Raw genomic sequence first — 18,462 nt, 5'->3', positions numbered from 1 at the left:
GTATTCACTTATCATTATTTACCGTCTGTATGAGGAACTCACTTTTGAAGCCTCAGTGGTAGGCATGATTATGGCCTGCAGCGGTATCGGTGGTATCGTCGCGGCGCTCATCATCGATCGTTTCCTCTCTTTCGAGAACACACGAGGAATGCTACTGGTCGCCAACGTCGTATCCCTGCTTGGAATACCGCTCGTCACCGTCAGCAATAACCCCGTAGTGCTCGGCGCCCTGCTCTTCATCCTGGACGTAGGATGGGCATCAGCTTTCATCTTCTCCAACAATCTGCGTGACTGCATTACACCGAATGAGCTACTGGGGCGTGCCAGCTCCCTTGACGGTGCCGTGTTTGGATTAGGAACGCTGTACTCCATGGGCGCGGTAGCACTGATGCTTGACCATCTCGGCTCCTTCAACGCTGCGCTTGTCGTTAGTATCCCGGCTGTACTCTGCCTCATCTACACGCTGGTCCACTATAAACAGTTCAAAGTGTTTAATATCGTTGAACAATAGCGAGAACCCGCTACCCACTTAATGACGGGGCGGAGAACATACACAGAAGGAGGGGCGACCCGCCGTCCTGGCGAGTCGCCCCTCCCTCTATGGTTAAGCCGCGAACCTCAGAGGAGGTTCAGGCGGGGTGAGATTAGAAGTTGCCCAGCATCTTGGTGACGTCCAGAGCCGCATCCAGCTGCTCCTCAGTCACTTCGCCGCGCTCCACATAGCCCAGAGCCACAACTGCCTCACGGACAGTCACCTTGTGAGCCACCGAGTACTTAGCGATCTTCGCAGCAGCCTCGTAACCAATCAGCTTGTTCAGCGGGGTCACGGTCGACGGCGAAGCCTCAGCCAGGAAGCGGCAACGGTCAACGTTAGCGGTCAGACCGTCAATCATCTTCTCCGCCGAAACACGGGAAACGTTAGCGAGCAGGCGGATCGACTGCAGCAGGTTAGCAGCCATCACCGGGATACCCACGTTCAGCTCAAACGCGCCGTTAGTGGAAGACAGAGCAATGGTTGCGTCGTTACCGATAACCTGAGCGGCAACCATGATGGTAGCCTCACAAATCACGGGGTTGACCTTACCGGGCATAATCGAGGAGCCGGGCTGCAGATCGGGGATGTGTAGCTCGCCCAGGCCGGTGTTCGGACCCGAACCCATCCAGCGGATGTCGTTGCTGATCTTCATCAGACCGTACGCCAGGGTGCGCAGCTGACCGGAAACCTCAATCAGGCCGTCACGGTTAGCCTGAGCCTCGAAGTGGTTACGAGCCTCGGTCAGGGGCAGGCCGGTCTCCTCAGCGAGCAGCTCAATCACGCGAGCGGAGAAGCCGTCCGGGGTGTTAATGCCGGTACCCACAGCGGTACCGCCCAGGGGAACCTCAGCCACGCGGGGCAGGGAAGCGTTCACACGCTCAATGCCGTAACGCACGGTAGCGGCGTAGCCGGAGAACTCCTGACCCAGGGTGATGGGGGTTGCATCCATCAGGTGGGTACGACCGGACTTCACAACGTCCTTGAACTCTGCGGACTTGCGCTCCAGGGACTCAGCCAGAACCTCGAGAGCGGGAATCAGGTCCTTCACCAGAGCCTCGGTCACAGCAACGTGCACGGAGGTGGGGAAGACGTCGTTGGAGGACTGGGATGCGTTCACGTGGTCATTGGGGTGAACCTCAATGCCCTTAGACTCCAGGGAACGGGTTGCCAGGGTTGCCAGGACCTCGTTCGCGTTCATGTTCGAGGAGGTACCGGAACCGGTCTGGAAGACGTCAATGGGGAAGTGGGCGTCGTACTTACCGGTTGCTACCAGATCCGCTGCGTCGCGGATAGCCTGGGCGCGCTCAGCGTCGAGCACCTTGAGTTCCTCATTGGCGGTCGCGGCTGCCTTCTTCACGAGGGCAAGCGCACGAATATGGGCGGATTCGAGGGTCTGACCCGAAATCGGGAAGTTCTCGACTGCGCGCTGGGTCTGTGCACGGTAGAGTGCATCAGCCGGAACGCGAACTTCGCCCATGGTGTCATGTTCAATGCGGTATTCAATGTTTTCAGCCATACCTCTAGGATAGGCGTTCAAAGTGGCTTACGTCGCCTCGAAAAGGTGTCAAAAGAGGAAAAACGCTCATAAATTTTGCGGCGTGAGAAGGCGCAGAAAAACCCCGCCCCGGCAGATGTGCGAACACGCTACCGTGGCGGGGGTATCCCATAGAAAAATCTGTTGTTAAGTGCGAGCGTGTGGGTTCTCGCACTAAGGCTCGTAACGAGCGGAGAAGAGGAAATCTAGTCCAGGTTCTCGGCAACCACAACGCGCGGGGGAGTCTTCACGACCACCGGAAGCGCCTGGGTCGGCGGGTTCTGCGCGTTGTTCTTCTCCTCCGGCAGGGTCAGGTCCTGCGAACTGAACACCAGCTCCGCCTTACCCTCCTTCAGGTGGTAGAAGACACCAATCACGGCGACCTTACCCTCAACCACCGCATCCGAAATGATGTGGGACTGCTCAATAATGCGGATAGCAGTCTGGCGGGTGTGCTCACGCACCATATCGTTGACGACCGGGTTCTCCGGCAGCTTCGGGGACATCACCGAAGGCAGGATGTGCTGCACCAGGTTACGGATGAAGCCGTGCGGCATCTCACCGGATTCCAGGGACTTGCTGGCTGCGGTCACAGCACCGCAGGAGTCGTGACCGAGAACCATCACGATGGGGGTCTCAAACTCCTCAACCGCGTACTCCAACGAGCCGAGCGCAGCGTTCTCCAGCACGTGGCCGGCGGTACGCACCACGAACGCATCACCCAGACCCAGGTCAAAAATAATCTCCGCCGCCAGACGCGAGTCACCGCAACCAAAAATCGAGGCGAACGGGAACTGACCTGATGCAAGGTCGGTACGGCGAATCGTGTCCTGGTTGGGGTGCTCATTGCTACCCTCAACGAAACGGCGGTTACCGTCCTTCAGACGCTTCCACGCCTCTGCGGGGGTCGGTTGAATACCAGCCATGTGATGCTCCTTAGCGGACAAGTACAGAAAACGCCTGCGCCAGAGCAAACGAATCTGCGAATCGGGTATGTGGGGCTTCAAGCGCTCGCGCTGAAGTGCAGCTCCTCACCGGAATCCGGCAAAGAACCTACCTCAAATATGCCTTAAATATGCGAAAAATAGCTAGTTTGGCACGCCTTCACAGCACCCAAAATCAGCGCCTCAGAGCGTATGAAGTGCCGAAGAGAGATGAAGCCCTCACCGATTTGCCGCATCTGCTCACCTTAAAGTCAACACGCACGCAAACTCGTTCAGAACAAGAAAAACGAAGCCTGAGCGCGCTATCCTGAAAGGAGCACTACTGCGTCGGCGACTTCGTGCTGGAAAGAACCAGCCAGCCGACAGTGTATTCAGAAATCTCGAAGGTGAGTCTATGACTACGAACAACAATCACGGCGATCGCAACCTCGCAATGGAACTGGTCCGCGCGACTGAAGCAGCAGCAATTGCTGCAGGCCCCTGGGTTGGCGCAGGCGAAAAGAACCTCGCAGATGGTGCAGCCGTAGACGCAATGCGCTACCGCCTCTCCACCGTCAACTTCAACGGCACCGTCGTCATCGGTGAAGGCGAGAAGGACAAGGCTCCCATGCTGTACAACGGCGAGAACGTCGGCGACGGCTCCGGCCCCTCCCTCGACGTGGCAGTTGACCCCATCGACGGTACCCGCCTGACCGCACTCGGCATGGACAACGCCCTCTCCGTGATTGCTGTGGCAGACGGCGGCACCATGTTCGACCCCTCCGCAGTGTTCTACATGGAGAAGCTGGTCACCGGCCCCGAAGCCGCAGAGTTCGTGGACCTGCGCCTGCCCGTCAAGCAGAACCTGCACCTGGTCGCTAAGGCTAAGGGCAAGAAAGTTAGCGAGCTGACCGTATGCGTGCTGGACCGCCCCCGCCACGCCAAGCTGATCCAGGAGATTCGCGAGGCAGGCGCCCGTACCCGCATCATCCTCGACGGTGACGTCGCCGGCGCTATCGCAGCCTGCCGCGAAAACACCGGCGTGGACCTCATGCTCGGCACCGGCGGCACCCCCGAAGGCGTTGTCGCAGCGTGCGCTATCAAAGCAACCGGTGGCGTTATCCAGGGCCGCCTGGCACCGACCGACGAGGCAGAGCGCGAAAAGGCACTGGAAGCCGGCCACGACCTCGACCGCGTGCTGACCACCAACGACCTGGTCACCAGCGACAACTGCTTCTTCGCCGCAACCGGTATCACCGACGGCAAGCTGCTGCGCGGCGTGCGCTATAGCAAGAACGTTGTGACCACCCAATCGCTGGTTATGCGTTCCTCCTCGGGTACCGTGCGTACCGTTGAGGCTGAGCACCGCCTCTCCCGCCTGCGCGAGATCCTCTCGCACACCAAGAGCCCCGGCGAAGCCTAAGCCTTTGATGTAGCCCCCAAACATACGGAGCCGCCCCCAACCGAATCACTCGGTTGGGGGCGGCTCCCTTGTATATTTAAGCCCATATATTGGCTCGTATATTTAGCTTTTAGCTCTCAGAACCTACCCAGATTGGGGCGCCTGAAGTCGTTAGCGAGAGCGGAAGGACTGAACCTTTGCCTTCGCCTTTGCCACTGCATCGCAAACCGCAGGACGAGCCTTGTACGCCAGGGTGTAGGCGCGGTAGCCCAGCGAGGTCACCGGAACATCCCAGGTACCCGGGTACTCCACCGACTCGCCGCCGAAGGACTTCTTGAACTTCGTGAAACCAGCCCACTCGTGGTCCGGCTGATCCTCCGGCGCAATACCGAAGAGGTCAACGTACTTCAGACCCTTACGCTTAGCGTCCAGGATAAAGTTCGTCACCACCACAACACCTGCACTAAGGTTGCGGTGCTCGAAGGAAGCCGCAGCGTGCGCGTAGGTGCGGGTGTCATCCGAATCGTACACAAACGCCGCCGCAATCGGGGTGCTCTCACCGTTCTCATCGGTCAGCTTCGCAATGTACAGGGACGCCGCACCGGCGGGCATCAGCACGCGAGCAACCTGCATCAGGTACTCATCCTGCTGACGGTTAAAACCGTTACGGTCCGCGGTTTCCTCGAGGAAGCCGAAGAGAATCGTCATATCCGAGGGATTGGTCGACACCTCAATGGTCACGCCCTTTTTGTGGAGATTACGATGACGATTACGGTAACTGGAGCTCATTCCCTTGAGGATTTCGTCCTCAGTGCCCGAAAGATCAATAATCTGAGTGTGCGAAGGCTGCACCTGGCGAGGAGCCAGAACCGCACCGCGACGAGCCAAGAAAGCAGCCGCATCCTGATCGCCCCAAATAGCGGATTCAGTAGGCTCAATGCGCACAAACAGGCAACGAAGCTTTGCGGCCTCTTCCTTCAACGACGCGAGAGCCTCATCAAAAGCCACAGCGCTGGAGGCGACCGGTCCGTACGGGCTGTACAGGTAGCGGCCGGTAGTGCCGCCCTCAACGGTTGCAAGGTACGACCAGCCGTTACCGCTCTTACGAATTACGGTGTGACCATTAGATTCCTGAAAACGTGCCCAAATATCGGACTGAAGAATATTGCTCATCCTTCTAGTGTATCCGAGCTTAGGGAACGTAAGCCTGGGGCTCCGACGAAGCCTCGGGAGCAGAAACGGGGCGGGGTGCGGAGGAGCTCTCCTCCGCCTCGCGCTCGGCCGCTGCCTTTGCCTTCGCCTCGGCAACTCGGGTGCGCAGAGTGGCTCCCTTGTCCATAGCGCTCTGACGCAGATCCTGAGAGAACTGACGCAGGTCGTCATGCACCTGGCGGGCGAAAGAATCAGTACCCGAACCCAGGATGCGCAGGGCCAGCAGACCCGCATTGCGAGCACCGTTAATGGACACGGTAGCCACCGGAACACCGGCGGGCATCTGGACAATCGACAGCAGCGAGTCCATGCCTTCGAGGTTCTTCAGGCGCACCGGAACACCAATCACCGGCAGAGCGGTGACGGAGGCGAGCATGCCCGGCAGGTGAGCGGCACCGCCGGCACCGGCAATAATCACGCGGATACCGCGGCTGTGAGCCTTCTTGCCGTACTCAATCATGTCCTCGGGCATGCGGTGAGCCGAGACGACGTCAGCCTCGTAGGGGATGCCGAACTCGTCCAGAACCTCGGCTGCGGCCTCCATGACCGACCAGTCCGAATCCGAACCCATCACAATACCGACGATGGGCTGGGAGGAATCATAGGGAGACTGAGACATAATCCTCATATCCTTTCAGGATGCGGTGGCGAACCACCATCACTAGGGGGTACCGGATATGCAGGATGCACTCACCCCGCGCACCGGCTAAAACAGGGGCTACAGGGGGCGGCCGTCACGCAAAATGGAGGCGGCATTCGCGGCGCTATGGCGCAGATCTTCAAGCTCAGCCACCGTGCCGGTAATGTTCACGTGACCAATCTTGCGGCCTGGACGGGTTTCCTTGCCGTAGAAGTGAATCTTGGCGCGCGGCTCAGCCGAGAGCGCCAGCGGGTAGACGCCGAAAATGTCTTCGTTCTCGCCGCCCAGGTAGTTCTTCATCACTGCAACGCCCTCCAGCACGGAGGTATCGCCCAGCGGCAGATCAAGCACCGCACGCAGGTGCTGCTCGAACTGGCTGGTCACCGAACCGTCCTGGGTCCAGTGGCCGGTATTGTGCGGGCGCATCGCCAGCTCGTTGATGTAGAAGCCTGCGGGGGAGCCGGGCACCTCAAAAAGCTCAGCAGCCATCACACCGGTGACACCCAGCTCGGAAGCAATAGTCACGGCGGCGGAAGCGGCAGCCTCAGCAATCTCGGGGTCCAGATTCTGCGCGGGGGCAATGACCTCGTCACAGATGGAGTTCACCTGGATGGTCTCAACGACCGGCCAGGGGCGCACCTCGCCGCTTTCACGGCGAGCAACCAGCGCGGAGAGCTCACGGGTGAAGGGCACCTTCTCCTCAGCGAGCAGGGCGGAGAAATCAGTGCGGGAAGGCAGCTGCTCGAACCACTCGGCGCTGCGCTCGCGAGCATCGGCGGGGGAATCCAGAACGAGAACGCCCTTGCCGTCGTAGCCGCCGCGCGGGGTCTTCAACACCACGGGCCAGCCGATCTCATCACCGAAGGCGAGCAGCTCGTCCAGGGTAGAAACCTGAGCCCAACGCGGGTTCGGCAGACCCAGGCGCTCAACGGCCTGGCGCATCAGGAGCTTGTCCTGGGCGTACTGCAGGGCTTCGGGGCGGGGCTGAACGTTCACGCCCTCTGCCATGAGAGCGCGCAGAAAATCGGTGGGCACGTGCTCGTGGTCGAAAGTGATGACATCCTTGCCGCGAGCAAACTCGCGGAGGGTGTCCAGGTCTTTGTAGTCCCCGACGGGCGCGGTACGTACCGCTGCCACGGCGCCGACGGTGGGCGCCTCCGCAAGAATCTGCAGGTCGAGGCCAAGGTTAGTTGCTGCGGGTGCCATCATGCGGGCCAGCTGGCCTCCGCCGATGACGCCAATTACGGGTCCAGTCACAGGGTAAGTCACAGCACCTAAGTGTACCGGTTTCAGAGTGCTTATGGGAGCAAGACCACATTAAGGTCACAGAATGAGTGCCAGGGAGGTAAAACAATCCAGCGCATAGATTCTTGCGCGGTCGATGTAGCGCGGCGGATACGCGGTAAAGCCCTCAAGCGTGCCTCTTCGACATCATCAGCGGTAAGGTGAACGGAGGTATCCCGATAGCTGGGAGGTCCATGGAAAAACTCTCAGAGGTACAGAGAAGACGGCAGGACTGTATTAACATATAAGAGCTTGTAAAAGAGGCTGAAACATTCGACCGTCGCCGCGTAACTAGCGTCCACCGTCGCATATCGCCCCTTTTTCCCGATAAAACTCCGCTAGATAGGCCCCGTATGAGCGCACAGACGAAACCGACCCTCACCGAACGCTTGAAATCCCTCTGGGACAGCTACGGTATTGAGGTGCTCAAATTCGGTACCGTGGGCGGCGCCGCCTTCATCGTAAACTCTGTGACGGTGTGGGTGCTGATGATGACCATCATGTCGGAGTCCCACACCAAGGCGAAGGTCGTTGCAAGTGTTGTCGCAACCATCTTCTCCTGGCTCATGAACCGCCTGTGGACCTTCCGCGAATCCCGCTCCGAGAACTGGAAGCGCGAAGCTATCGAATTCGGCTTGGTCAATCTGCTCGGCATCCTCGTTGAGGCCGGCTGTGTGGCATTCAGTACCTACGTGCTGAACCTGCGCACCCCCGAGGCGTCCTTCATCTCCGGTACGATCATCGGTACCATCCTGGGCACCATCCTTCGCTACTTCCTCTACCGCTTCTGGGTGTACGGTTCGCACCGCCAGAAAGTCGAAGAGGGCGAAGGTACCGACCACGAGGAGCTCGGCCGCATGTTTGACGAAGCTGCCGCCATTCTCGACGGCGAAGAGCCCGCAGCACGTAAGGCAACCTCTGAAGCGGCTGCATCCGAGGCGCAGTCGAAGCCCGGTTCGCAGAACTCCTAGACCCGCCTAAGGCCGACCATCAGCTAAGACTTGTTCCAAAAACTTATCCCCCGATACACGCTGTATCGGGGGATAAGTTTTTTAAAAATCTAGAAACTTTGGAAGACTCACTAGGCGCGGGAAACTAGCTGCGGGGAATCTCCACTGCACGCTCGGAATCCATCAGAGACGCCAGCTGCTCATCCTGCCAGTCCACGCTCGGGTCAGCCACAAACACCGCATGACCGGAGAGCAAAATCGCCAGAACCTCCAACAGGGCGCTCATGGTCGCCTCCGACGCATCAAAAGCGTAATCGGGGCTCAACTCCAGCGCGAGCGCACGCTGACCCGAAGGCAGCGCATAACCCGCCGTGCGATAAATCTGGGCCTGTGCAAACGCCTGCTCGTACGCCTCTGCGTATGTGAAGCCCTCAAGCACCTCTGCCGAGTCATCCGGAAGCATACCGGAGTACTGGTCGCCAAAGCTACGCACCAGCGCGCAATAATCGAGCACCTCATCGGCATAGGAGGACAGCGCCTGCAGGTCACCGGTGTAAGAAAGCGCCAGCGGGGCACGATCAACCGCCAGAAGGTACGCGGGGTCGTTCGTGTAGCCAGCCTCCTGCTCGGTGCAGACTGCGGCAACCAACGGCTCATCCTGGTTCAGCAGAGCGCCCACACGCAGCGCCGCCAAGCCCAGAACAATAGTGCGCCAGTGCAGGGGAGCCTGAAGGTCAAAGTCCTCACCAGGCTCCAGTTCGCATTCTTCAACCAGCAGGTTTGCGCTCTTATCAACCCAATTCATGAGGACCCTGCCGGAGAGCTCGATGCGCTCGCCATTTACCGAATACCAGATGAGGGCGGGAGTCTGCTGGCTGCTGAGCTTCTCAAAGAAGCGGTTCAGAGTTGTGGGCACGGAGGCGCCGGTGGGGGAGAGAGTAACCATGGGTTTCACTCTACCGTACGGGCTGAAGGACGGTTGGGGAGAATGTGCGTGGCGGTAAACGATACAGGGGTAAAGTAAAAACTTCTAAGGGCACCTTAAAAACCTAATGGCTCGAAATATTTGACAGTCCTAATGCATCATTTGGGGATATGACATAAATATGAATTGGAAATGTAAATGCTTCGCAATGCCTCGAAAAATATTCAGAAACCGCATGGTGAAAAAGATAAGTTTTTCTTATCTAATTATTAGAATCTTTCCCTGTACTCGAGATGGGATGGGTGGGGGGTGCCGTAAGCCCTTATATTTGCAGTCAGGATGCGGAATTTGCAGGCGGTGGAAACTAGTCCTGGAGAAGGGGAAACTTAGGGTGCCCCTTAGATGTGAGCGAGGGCAAGTGGTGCGTGCGAAAATGTATAAAGGTCAAATTTACATTAAATATGACGCCCCTAACACATACATCTAAATATTGTTTAAGTCTAGTTTGACGAAACGGCGTGTCGCACGTCTAATAGATATATAAGCGTGTTTGCCTTGGAGGGACCGTAGAGGCCAAAGCGAACCATGCCACACCATACACACTAAGATTCCGTCCACGACGGATCCGCAGACTCATTAAGCTCACAATGAGAACACGGAAGGAAAACCCATGGGCTCCTACATTGCATCGGACCGCTCCATCGCGGCCGCGCGCGCATCAGGCGCTCAGCACCGTAGCATGAATCCCACTCAATCTCTCGAAAAAGCCACCGACGCCTTTCTCGCAGACGCAGAACGAAACATGCCTGCCTGCACCGACGTATGGACCGCAGCGGCAGGACTCTACGGAACCGAAGGCGAAGACGGAGAACTCGCCTGGCAAGCTGAAGCGCTCTGCGCCCAAACCGATCCTGAAGCCTTCTTCCCCGAGAAGGGCGGCTCCACCCGAGACGCCAAAAGGGTATGCGGTGTATGCCCCGTGCGCGAAGAATGTCTACAATATGCAATGGACAATGACGAGCGCTTCGGAATCTGGGGCGGGCTGTCAGAACGTGAACGCCGCCGACTGCGCAAGCAGGCGAGCTAAGCCAGGAAGGTACCATCTACATGCAGACCGCACGACTGTGCTCCCGCCAAACCTGCCAGCGAGAGGCGACTGTTACTCTCCACTACTCCTACGCAGATTCCACGGCACTCATTGACGCACTCTCAGAATTCCGCGAACCCCACGCCTACGACCTCTGCGACGACCACGCCGCACGGCTGACGGCACCGCAGGGTTGGCGAGTGGTCTACAAGGTACCCGTCCAGGGCTCGGACACCACCGAATCCTAGAATTCGAACCCAAGAATTTAAACACCCGAATGCAAAGAACCTTCCGCGAATTCATGCGGAAGGTTCTTTGCGTATGAGAAACTGGCAGATAGTACAGACACCCGCAACTCACTCAAACACCATTCACTCGAAAAGAACGCGAGATCCATGAGCAAAGAAACACACCGAGGAATGTGGGGCGCACTGCGCCCGGCCATCCGTCGAAATAGCGCCGAAGAACTCCTCAAAGCTCGCCGAGCAGAGACCGTGACCAGCGAACCGGCACCGCACACCGGAGCCTTCGGACGCATCGTAGCAGACGTACCCACCGTCGCCGAAGAACCCGACCTGCCTACCGGCTCCGTACCCGTCGTCCCCGCACGCAGCAAACTCCGCGAACAGGGTGTCGGCACCCGCGTACGCACCCGCACCAACGTCTCCACCGGCTTCGTGCCCCTCGTGCGCGACTCGCAGAGCACCCCCAAAAATCCGACCCTCAGCGACCTCAACCGCGAAACCATGCAGAGGGCAGCCGAAGCAGAAGCAGCTGCAGCAGCAGAAGCTGAAAATGCGGCTGAAGCAGAAACCGTCGCTACCGCGGAGGCGGCAAGCGCCTTCACCGCCGGACGCAAGTACCGCACCGAAACCACTCGCACCGGTCACACCCACGCAGTCGCGGACCCCAACGCACCGCTATCTTCCCTGGCTGCCTCGCCCGAAGCTGCAGAACGCGCCGCAGCCCGCGAAGACGCCGTGGAAGACACCCCGCGCTTCCTCAAGCTCCGCGCAACCCTCATCGCGCTCACCGTACCGCTGACCGTACTCATGATCGCAATCCGCGCTGTAGCCTCCGCGCCCTTCCTCTGGCTCGAATACCACCGCCCCGGATTCCCCGAAGACAGCTACGGCTACTACCTCGTCGAGAGGATGCGCCTGGGCTCTTATGGCGTGGACTACATCAACAACTTCGCGCCGCGCGAATACCTCGCCCGCGTCACCACCGGTGCCGACAACACCCTCGCCTTCACCGAAGCAGAAGTGAACCACATGCACGACGTGAAATGGGTACTGCTCATCGCCACCGTAGCCGTTGCCGCACTCTTCCTGCTGACGCTCTTTAGCAGCATCTCCCTGCGCGAGCGCGCCCCCGGCACCATCCGCCGTAGCCTCTTTGTCGGCGCATGGATTACCCTGGGACTCATTGCGGTGCTCGGTGTCGTGGGCGTCTTCGGTTGGGAATGGCTGTTCACTACCTTCCACCAGGTGTTCTTCCCGCAGGGCAACTGGGAATTCTCCGTACGAAGCTCCCTGATCCGCCTCTACCCGCCACAATTCTGGATTGACGCGGCAATCGCTGTAGCGGTCCTCGTAGCAGCGCAGATTATCCTCCTGCTCGTGACCACCTGGCCCACCAAGTACCGCAAGCTCAAGGCAGAACGCCGCCGCCAGGAACGCCAGGAACTGCGCGTCAAGCTCGCCTCCGCACGAGTCGGCGAGAACTAAAATCATCAGCCGCTTCACCGTGCAAACCAGCGCGGAAAGGGCACAACAAAGGGGGCTGGGCTCTACCACACGGTAGAACCCAGCCCCCTTCGCTATACCCAAGCTCGTATCGCTCGAGCCCTAAATCCAGGACTTAAACCACATGTGCGAATACCACTGCTCATACGGAATCACCTGAGCAGTCCACAGCGGCATAAAGTACGCACTCAACATGAGCACACCCACCAGGTAAATCGCCACCAGCGTCACGCCCAAACGGGCACGCAACACCGAACCGCGAGCACCCGACAGCGCCAGACCCAAAACACCCGCCAACAGCAGGATCAGGAACGGCTCAAAGGACAGAGCGTAGAAGTAGAACATCGTGCGAGTCGGGTACATAAACCACGGGAAATAGCCCGCACCGAACACAACTAGCAGCGCACCAAAACGCCAATCACGCTTCAACAGCAGGACCAGAAGCGCCACAATAATCGCCGGAATAAACGCCCACCAAATCGCCGGGTTACCAATATTTAAAATAGCCTCGGAACAGGACTTCACGGTACAACCCGAAGAACCCAACTTCGGCGACTCATAGTAGTACGAGGTCGGGCGACCCAAAACCAGCCACTGCCACGCCTGCGAAGAATACGTATGCGGGCTACTCAAACCAGAATGGAACTTAAACGCCGAGACATGGTACTCCCACAAGGAACGCAAATCCTCAGGAAGCCACATGATACCCTTGCCCGGGTTCTCAACAGCCCAGCGGCGGAAATACGCATTCGACGACTGGAACCAGCCCGCCCAAGTGCTCAGATACACCAGCAGACCCACACCAATCATCTGGAAGAACGCGGGGATGCCGTCACGCACCAGCGCCGTCAAACCCCACTTGTCCAGGCCCACAATACGGCGAGCATTAATATCCCAGAACACCGTCAGCAGACCCATCGCCGCAATAAAGAACAGCGAATTCCACTTCACACCCACCGCGGCACCGGCACACACACCGGCAGCGAAACGCCACAGGCGCAGGCCCATGCTCGGGCCCCACGGCATCGGCGGAAGCACACCGCTATTCTGGCGTGCCGCCTCCGCAATATTGCGCGCCAACACGCGCCGCGCCTGAATACGGTCAAGCACCAGACACACAAAAGTCGCGAGAATCCAGAACATCTGGAAAATATCCAGCAGAGCCAGACGAGACTCCACCAGCATCAGACCATCCACAGCAGCCAGCAACGCCGCAATAGTCGCCACCGTCATCGAACGGAACAGCAACCAGCCAACATAGGCAATCAACGCCACCGACAGAGTGCCAATCACCGCAGCAGAAACACGCCAACCAAAGGGATTATTATCACCAAAAATCGCCATGCCCGCGGCAATCATCCACTTACCCAACGGTGGATGCACCACATACTCTGGCGAATCCGTCAACAGACCCGACGGGTGACCGGCAGCAAAGGACGCATTAGCGTCCTTCGACCAGCTCAACTCATAGCCATAATGCACATACGAGTAGGCGTCCTTGGCGTAGTACGTCTCATCAAAAACAATGGCATTCGGATGCGCCAAATTATAAAAACGCAGAATTCCGGCAACCAGCACAATCAATGCAGGCGCCAACCAACCCCAACGCGGGGCACGAATATAGGCAACAGCGAGCGCATCCAGTAGAGAATCCAGGCTGTAACGACCGCGTTCAGACGAAGAACGGGCCGAACCAGCCGGACCAACCGGAGTAGCAGATGCGGGAGAAAGTAGCTTAGGTATCTTCACCCCATCAATCCTAAAGGGTCAGAACGCACGATGCACCATTTGAGCCTGTGAATGGCTTATATGACACCCCGCAGCCTGAAGCGGCGTCTTACCCGGCGCCCGCCCCGCACCTTGCCCAGTCCCACGCCGGTCAGAGCACGGGCGTTACACTTAGTGGGTACACGAAGACCAAACACAGACACGAGGCCTGCCATGACCGCACCCGCAGAATACACCGAAGAGATCGTCGCCCTCGCAGAAACGGTCGAGGCACCCGAGACTGACATCGCTGACGTCGCTGTTACCTCCGAAGAAGGCGGTGTGCTCATCCTTGGCGGCACCCCCATCGGTAACCTCGCCGACGCCTCCGACCGTCTGCGTACTGAACTCGCCACCGCAGACCTCATTGCCGTTGAAGACACCCGCAAGCTACGCACCCTCGCCTCCGGGCTCGGCGTGCGCACCCGCGGCCGCGTCATCGTCAACCACGACCACAACGAAGAAGAACGTAGCGAAACCATCGTTCAGGCGGTACAGGATGGCCAGCGCGTACTCCTGCTCTCGGACGCGGGCATGCCCACCATCTCCGACCCCGGCTACGTTGCCGCCGCAGCCGTCGCGGAAGCCGACCTGCCCGTCACCGTGGTGCCCGGCCCCTCCGCCGCGTTGACCGCGCTCGCGCTCTCGGGCCTGCCCACCGGACGATTTACCTTCGAGGGCTTCCTCGCTCGCAAGGGCTCCGAGCGTACCCGTCGCCTCGCGTCACTGGCGGGGGAGGAGCGCACCATGATTTTCTACGAATCCCCGCACCGTACCGCCGCAACCCTCGCAGACTTCGTGCAGACCTTTGGCGCGGAGCGTCGCGGAACGGTCAGCCGTGAGCTAACCAAGCTCCACGAGGAAGTCCGACGCGGTACCCTGGCTGAGCTTGCCGAATGGGCTGAATCCGAACGTATCCGCGGCGAGATTGTCATTATCGTCGAGGGTGCACAGGCACCCGAAACCCCCGAAGCGCAGGACGTCGTGCAGCTAGTCCTCGACCGCGTGGCTGGCGGCGAGCGCCTCAAGAGCGCCTGCGCCGCGGTCGCCGCCGAAACCGGCACTTCCAAGCGAGACCTGTACGAGGCGGCACTGGCTGCCCGCTCCGAATAGCCCAGACTTACCCCACAGTATTACCCCCAATTCTTATCCCGAGGATTTATCAATGTGTCAGAGCCACCCCGGTCCTGAAATCACCCAGGAGTACCTGAACTCCCTCGCCGCCCTGGCGAACTACACCCTGCCCACTCCCGCGGCGCTCCAGGCGACCGCCCTGCCTAACGGTTGGGAGCCGGTCCCCGGTGAAGTACCCGCCCCCTATCAGGCGGAACTCTACACCGGCATTAGCGACGCCGCGGGTGGAGAAGGAACCCGCCGCCGCTCCACCACCGGCGAGAACGGCCGCAGCCGCCCCCTGGTCTTCCCGCCCGCCCCCGAGCCGCTGCCGTACCCCATCGTGGATAACCACACCCACATGGACTTGCTCGACGGTGAGGTAGAAATCAGCGCCCGCGACGCACTCGACGCCGGTGAGAAGCTCGGCATCGGCGCCATTGTGCAGGTCGGATGCGATATCCCCTCCTCCCTGTACGCGGTTGCCGCCGCGCAGGCTGATGAGCGTGTCCTCGCCGCCATTGCGATTCACCCCAACACCGCCCCCGAGCTGGCTGCAGCCGGTCAGCTGGAGGCGGCGCTCGCCACCCTCGATGAGCTTGCCACCGCCGACCGTGTGCGTGCTATCGGTGAGACCGGTCTGGACTATTTCCGCACCGGCGAGGAAGGCAAGGAGGCGCAGCACCACAGCTTCCGCGAGCATATTCGCATTGCGAAGAAGCACAACCTGGCGTTGCAGATTCACGACCGCGACGCGCACGAGGACGTCGTGCGCATCCTGGATGAAGAGGGTGCGCCGGAACGTACCGTGTTCCACTGCTACTCGGGTGGCCCGGAGCTTGCCGAGATCTGCAATGAGCGCGGCTGGTACATGAGCTTTGCCGGTACCGTGACTTTCAAGAATTCGAAGGGTATTCAGGAGTCGTTGGTGATGGCTCGTCCGGAGCTGGTTCTGGCTGAGACGGATGCGCCGTTCTTGACCCCGCATCCGTTCCGTGGCCGCCCGAATGCGTCCTACATGACGAATTACACGGTGCGGTTCATGGCTGCTCACCGCGGTGAGGAGCTGGAGGCACTCTGCCGCCGTATTCGTGAGAATTCGGAGTGGGTTTACGGTCAGTGGTAGGCGCGTACAGTTTGTAGCGGATAACTACTCTGAGTTGCCTCGCGGCGCGTGTCTGCGTGCTAGACTGTAGCGACTACAAATAACTCACTCAAACAGCTATGCCATGATCTGGTCTGCACTATTTAGGCACATATGGTGCTTCAATAATGTGTTCAAAAATTGGTGCTGCAAACATCCCTGCAAGAGTTTATGTTGAGCACCCCGTGGCTGGTGCTTTAGGAGGACACTATGGCAAAGATTCTGAAGTATGTTCTGGGCCTGGATGGCGCGAACCGATTTGAATCGTTCTATTCGGTGGGCGAGCCCGCGAAGGACTTTGTGCCGTATTCTGCGGTGGATAACCGTGATAATCATGTGACCGATGACGAATTTGATGTGGAACTTTTCCTCAGTCGCTGGCACCGCGAACCTACCCCAGCTGAGCGCGGTTGCATGCTCAGCCACGTGAAGATGTGGGAGGACTTCGTCGCATCAGATGCGGACTGGGCTCTGATTGCTGAGGACGACATCCTTATTTCTCCTGACGCTGAGGCGGTGGTGAACGCAATCATCACCAAGTACCCGCAGGTTCAGCTGGTGAACCTGTGCGATGCGTACTCGTTCAAGGCGGGAACCATGAACCCGCGCGTGGACTACATTCGTCTGTCTCTATTGTCTCCTTTTGTGCACGGCAAGTACCGTATGGGCAAGCTGTACGGTTCAACCCGCCTGGGCTGCACCGGTCTGTACCTGATCTCCCGTTCGGGCGCTGAGCTGTTGCTCAAGCAGTTTGAGAATAAGGCCCCGGGTACCGTGGCTGATGATTACAAACTGTACCAGCAGTGGGGTGTGGATGTGCGTTTCGTGCAGCCCGGTCTGTGCGATTGGGAGGGTAGCAGCGTCATTCTGGATTCCGGTAAGAGCCACCTGGAGATGCTGGCTGAGAATCAGAAGGGTTCGAGCGCCCTGGATCGAGTGCGTATTGCGTTGGCTCCGAAGATGCGTTTGGTGAATGCAAAGAACGCCCTGGATGCTACTCTTGATGAGGTGAAGCAGCGCCTGGGTAAACCGAAGTAAGCAAGCTCTATATGAAGTCCCTCTTCGTCACATGTGTGGTGGAGAGGGATTTTTTGACGGGTATTTTCAGATTTTGTGTGTGAGATTGTGCACAAAGTGTGAGACATAACAGGAGACTGTGCCCCAATTGCTGGGGCTATCTTAGCTTAGGTGATAGGGTGTTTTATACATATCATTCACTCACTGACTAGGCGATATACCCTAGTATTCGAGTGCACTTGGTGCACCTTGTACTTAGCGTTGCCGGGTCAATATTTCGGTAAACTCATGCAGGGCTCATGTCGTTTCATGCTAGGGCTGTATGGGTGTGCCACAGAAAAGGGAACATCATGGCAAAAGTCCTAAAATACGTCCTTGGTATGGACAATAAGAATCGCTTTGAATCTTTCTATTCGGCGGGTGCGCCTGCCCAAGATTTTGTACGCTACTCCGCCGTAGATAACCTTGACGGCCATATCACTGATGAAGAATTTGATGTCGAATTTTTTCGATCCCGGTGGCATCGTGACCCGAAAAACGCTGAACGAGGATGTATGCTCAGCCACCTGAATATGTGGCGTGATTTTCTGGCAAGCGATGCTGACTGGGCCCTCATTGCTGAGGACGACATTATTATCTCCGCAGATGCTGAGCCCGTAGTGCAGAATATTATTGCTAAGTACCCGCAAGTCCAGATGGTTGTTCTCTGTGATGCATTCGCGCTCGAAGCGGGTAAGATGAACCCGCGGGTGACATATCCTCGTATCTCTTTGCTCTCTCCGTTCGTATACGGTAAATACCGTATGGGAGGGAAGTACAGTCTGACCCGCTTGACCGGTACTGGTCTATACCTAATTTCGCGTTCCGGTGCTGAACTTCTTCTGAAGAATTTTGATAAGGGAACGCCGGGTACTGTGGCTGATGATTACCCCCTGTACGAGGAATGGGGTGTGGACGTGCGCTACGTACAGCCTGGCCTATGCGATTGGGAAGGTTCTAGCCTCATCGACGACCTTGGTATTCGCCACGTTGAAACGCTGCATAGGGGTCTGAAAGCTAATAACATTATTGGTCGCTTGCGTGTTTTGCTAGCGCCGAAGGCACGTTTGGCCAACGCTAAGAACGCCTTGCTGTCTACCGTTGAAGATGTGAAGCGCCGCCTGGCACGGTAACCTGGAGTG

General features: G+C 58.5%; 17 protein-coding genes. 10 read left to right on the top strand and 7 right to left on the bottom strand.

Annotated elements, in window-relative coordinates; translation table 11 throughout:
* Positions 1 to 511, top strand: a 511-nt coding sequence (locus HXO69_RS04350) for an MFS transporter (protein WP_296545528.1), incomplete at its 5' end; no start/stop codon positions are given.
* 133 nt (positions 512 to 644) lie between these two features.
* On the opposite strand, the gene HXO69_RS04345 is transcribed toward HXO69_RS04350, so the two are convergent.
* Both HXO69_RS04345 and HXO69_RS04340 read right to left on the bottom strand, forming a co-directional pair.
* Positions 645 to 2,051, bottom strand: a complete 1,407-nt coding sequence (locus HXO69_RS04345; protein ID WP_049338717.1) for a class II fumarate hydratase — start codon at positions 2,049 to 2,051, stop codon at positions 645 to 647.
* Between the two features lie 224 nt (positions 2,052 to 2,275).
* Positions 2,276 to 2,995, bottom strand: a complete 720-nt coding sequence (locus tag HXO69_RS04340) for a carbonic anhydrase (RefSeq protein ID WP_296545526.1) — start codon at positions 2,993 to 2,995, stop codon at positions 2,276 to 2,278.
* Positions 2,996 to 3,407: 412 nt separating this feature from the next.
* On the opposite strand from HXO69_RS04340, the gene glpX reads away from it, so the two are divergent.
* The gene (gene glpX, locus HXO69_RS04335; protein WP_049355000.1) at positions 3,408 to 4,415 is read left to right on the top strand and encodes a class II fructose-bisphosphatase; all 1,008 of its coding nucleotides are present in this window, start codon (positions 3,408 to 3,410) and stop codon (positions 4,413 to 4,415) included.
* Positions 4,416 to 4,565: 150 nt separating this feature from the next.
* Here the strand turns inward: glpX and HXO69_RS04330 are convergent, their stop codons facing one another.
* The 3 genes from HXO69_RS04330 to HXO69_RS04320 form a co-directional block, all read right to left on the bottom strand.
* Entirely contained in the window at positions 4,566 to 5,567 is a 1,002-nt protein-coding gene (locus tag HXO69_RS04330) for a peptidoglycan bridge formation glycyltransferase FemA/FemB family protein (protein WP_296545524.1), read from the bottom strand.
* Between the two features lie 19 nt (positions 5,568 to 5,586).
* Positions 5,587 to 6,225, bottom strand: a complete 639-nt coding sequence (gene purE / locus HXO69_RS04325) for a 5-(carboxyamino)imidazole ribonucleotide mutase (RefSeq protein WP_296545522.1) — start codon at positions 6,223 to 6,225, stop codon at positions 5,587 to 5,589.
* Between the two features lie 99 nt (positions 6,226 to 6,324).
* A complete protein-coding gene (locus HXO69_RS04320) occupies positions 6,325 to 7,455 on the bottom strand; it encodes a 5-(carboxyamino)imidazole ribonucleotide synthase (protein WP_399534109.1) in 1,131 nt (376 codons plus the stop codon).
* A gap of 428 nt (positions 7,456 to 7,883) precedes the next feature.
* Between HXO69_RS04320 and HXO69_RS04315 the strand changes: the two genes are divergently transcribed.
* Positions 7,884 to 8,501, top strand: coding sequence for a GtrA family protein (locus HXO69_RS04315; protein ID WP_070847285.1), 618 nt, complete (start codon positions 7,884 to 7,886; stop codon positions 8,499 to 8,501).
* 124 nt (positions 8,502 to 8,625) lie between these two features.
* Here HXO69_RS04315 and HXO69_RS04310 read toward each other — a convergent pair whose 3' ends face one another.
* Positions 8,626 to 9,426 carry a TIGR03089 family protein gene (locus HXO69_RS04310; RefSeq protein WP_296545518.1) on the bottom strand — a complete coding sequence of 267 codons (801 nt, stop codon included), beginning with the start codon at positions 9,424 to 9,426 and terminating at the stop codon, positions 8,626 to 8,628.
* 649 nt (positions 9,427 to 10,075) lie between these two features.
* Between HXO69_RS04310 and HXO69_RS04305 the strand changes: the two genes are divergently transcribed.
* From HXO69_RS04305 to HXO69_RS04295, 3 genes are all read left to right on the top strand, one after another.
* Positions 10,076 to 10,492 (top strand): WhiB family transcriptional regulator, encoded by a 417-nt coding sequence (locus HXO69_RS04305; protein ID WP_005506882.1) that lies wholly within the window; start codon positions 10,076 to 10,078, stop codon positions 10,490 to 10,492.
* 20 nt (positions 10,493 to 10,512) lie between these two features.
* Positions 10,513 to 10,740, top strand: a complete 228-nt coding sequence (locus HXO69_RS04300; protein ID WP_296545516.1) for a DUF3499 family protein — start codon at positions 10,513 to 10,515, stop codon at positions 10,738 to 10,740.
* A gap of 147 nt (positions 10,741 to 10,887) precedes the next feature.
* A complete protein-coding gene (locus HXO69_RS04295; RefSeq protein WP_296545514.1) occupies positions 10,888 to 12,222 on the top strand; it encodes a TIGR01906 family membrane protein in 1,335 nt (444 codons plus the stop codon).
* Positions 12,223 to 12,342: 120 nt separating this feature from the next.
* Here the strand turns inward: HXO69_RS04295 and HXO69_RS04290 are convergent, their stop codons facing one another.
* On the bottom strand, positions 12,343 to 13,989 hold the full coding sequence (locus HXO69_RS04290; RefSeq protein WP_296545512.1) for a dolichyl-phosphate-mannose--protein mannosyltransferase: 1,647 nt from the start codon (positions 13,987 to 13,989) through the stop codon (positions 12,343 to 12,345).
* Positions 13,990 to 14,181: 192 nt separating this feature from the next.
* Here HXO69_RS04290 and rsmI point away from each other — a divergent pair, with 192 nt between their 5' ends.
* From rsmI to HXO69_RS04270, 4 genes are all read left to right on the top strand, one after another.
* Positions 14,182 to 15,120 (top strand): 16S rRNA (cytidine(1402)-2'-O)-methyltransferase, encoded by a 939-nt coding sequence (gene rsmI / locus HXO69_RS04285; protein WP_296545511.1) that lies wholly within the window; start codon positions 14,182 to 14,184, stop codon positions 15,118 to 15,120.
* Positions 15,121 to 15,172: 52 nt separating this feature from the next.
* Complete coding sequence (locus HXO69_RS04280) at positions 15,173 to 16,246, top strand: TatD family hydrolase (RefSeq protein WP_296545508.1); 1,074 nt, start codon at positions 15,173 to 15,175, stop codon at positions 16,244 to 16,246.
* Positions 16,247 to 16,474: 228 nt separating this feature from the next.
* A complete protein-coding gene (locus tag HXO69_RS04275) occupies positions 16,475 to 17,302 on the top strand; it encodes a glycosyltransferase family 25 protein (RefSeq protein ID WP_296545506.1) in 828 nt (275 codons plus the stop codon).
* Positions 17,303 to 17,631: 329 nt separating this feature from the next.
* Complete coding sequence (locus tag HXO69_RS04270) at positions 17,632 to 18,453, top strand: glycosyltransferase family 25 protein (RefSeq protein WP_296545504.1); 822 nt, start codon at positions 17,632 to 17,634, stop codon at positions 18,451 to 18,453.
* Positions 18,454 to 18,462 lie beyond the last annotated feature (9 nt).

Origin of the sequence: Rothia sp. (in: high G+C Gram-positive bacteria) (assembly GCF_015265375.1) — a bacterium.
GTDB lineage: Bacteria > Actinomycetota > Actinomycetes > Actinomycetales > Micrococcaceae > Rothia.
Note: the sequence above shows the minus strand (reverse complement) of the source record. Positions and strands in the feature narration are given on the sequence as shown.

Excerpts from the sequence above, each read along its gene's own strand:
- HXO69_RS04345 (WP_049338717.1), bottom strand. The coding sequence starts at position 2,051 with ATGGCTGAAAACATTGAATACCGCATTGAACATGACACCATGGGCGAA.
- purE (WP_296545522.1), bottom strand. The coding sequence starts at position 6,225 with ATGTCTCAGTCTCCCTATGATTCCTCCCAGCCCATCGTCGGTATTGTG.
- HXO69_RS04320 (WP_399534109.1), bottom strand. The coding sequence starts at position 7,455 with ATGATGGCACCCGCAGCAACTAACCTTGGCCTCGACCTGCAGATTCTT.
- HXO69_RS04270 (WP_296545504.1), top strand. The coding sequence starts at position 17,632 with ATGGCAAAAGTCCTAAAATACGTCCTTGGTATGGACAATAAGAATCGC.
- HXO69_RS04340 (WP_296545526.1), bottom strand. The coding sequence starts at position 2,995 with ATGGCTGGTATTCAACCGACCCCCGCAGAGGCGTGGAAGCGTCTGAAG.
- HXO69_RS04310 (WP_296545518.1), bottom strand. The coding sequence starts at position 9,426 with ATGGTTACTCTCTCCCCCACCGGCGCCTCCGTGCCCACAACTCTGAAC.
- HXO69_RS04295 (WP_296545514.1), top strand. The coding sequence starts at position 10,888 with ATGAGCAAAGAAACACACCGAGGAATGTGGGGCGCACTGCGCCCGGCC.
- HXO69_RS04305 (WP_005506882.1), top strand. The coding sequence starts at position 10,076 with ATGGGCTCCTACATTGCATCGGACCGCTCCATCGCGGCCGCGCGCGCA.
- HXO69_RS04280 (WP_296545508.1), top strand. The coding sequence starts at position 15,173 with ATGTGTCAGAGCCACCCCGGTCCTGAAATCACCCAGGAGTACCTGAAC.
- rsmI (WP_296545511.1), top strand. The coding sequence starts at position 14,182 with ATGACCGCACCCGCAGAATACACCGAAGAGATCGTCGCCCTCGCAGAA.
- glpX (WP_049355000.1), top strand. The coding sequence starts at position 3,408 with ATGACTACGAACAACAATCACGGCGATCGCAACCTCGCAATGGAACTG.
- HXO69_RS04275 (WP_296545506.1), top strand. The coding sequence starts at position 16,475 with ATGGCAAAGATTCTGAAGTATGTTCTGGGCCTGGATGGCGCGAACCGA.
- HXO69_RS04330 (WP_296545524.1), bottom strand. The coding sequence starts at position 5,567 with ATGAGCAATATTCTTCAGTCCGATATTTGGGCACGTTTTCAGGAATCT.
- HXO69_RS04300 (WP_296545516.1), top strand. The coding sequence starts at position 10,513 with ATGCAGACCGCACGACTGTGCTCCCGCCAAACCTGCCAGCGAGAGGCG.
- HXO69_RS04315 (WP_070847285.1), top strand. The coding sequence starts at position 7,884 with ATGAGCGCACAGACGAAACCGACCCTCACCGAACGCTTGAAATCCCTC.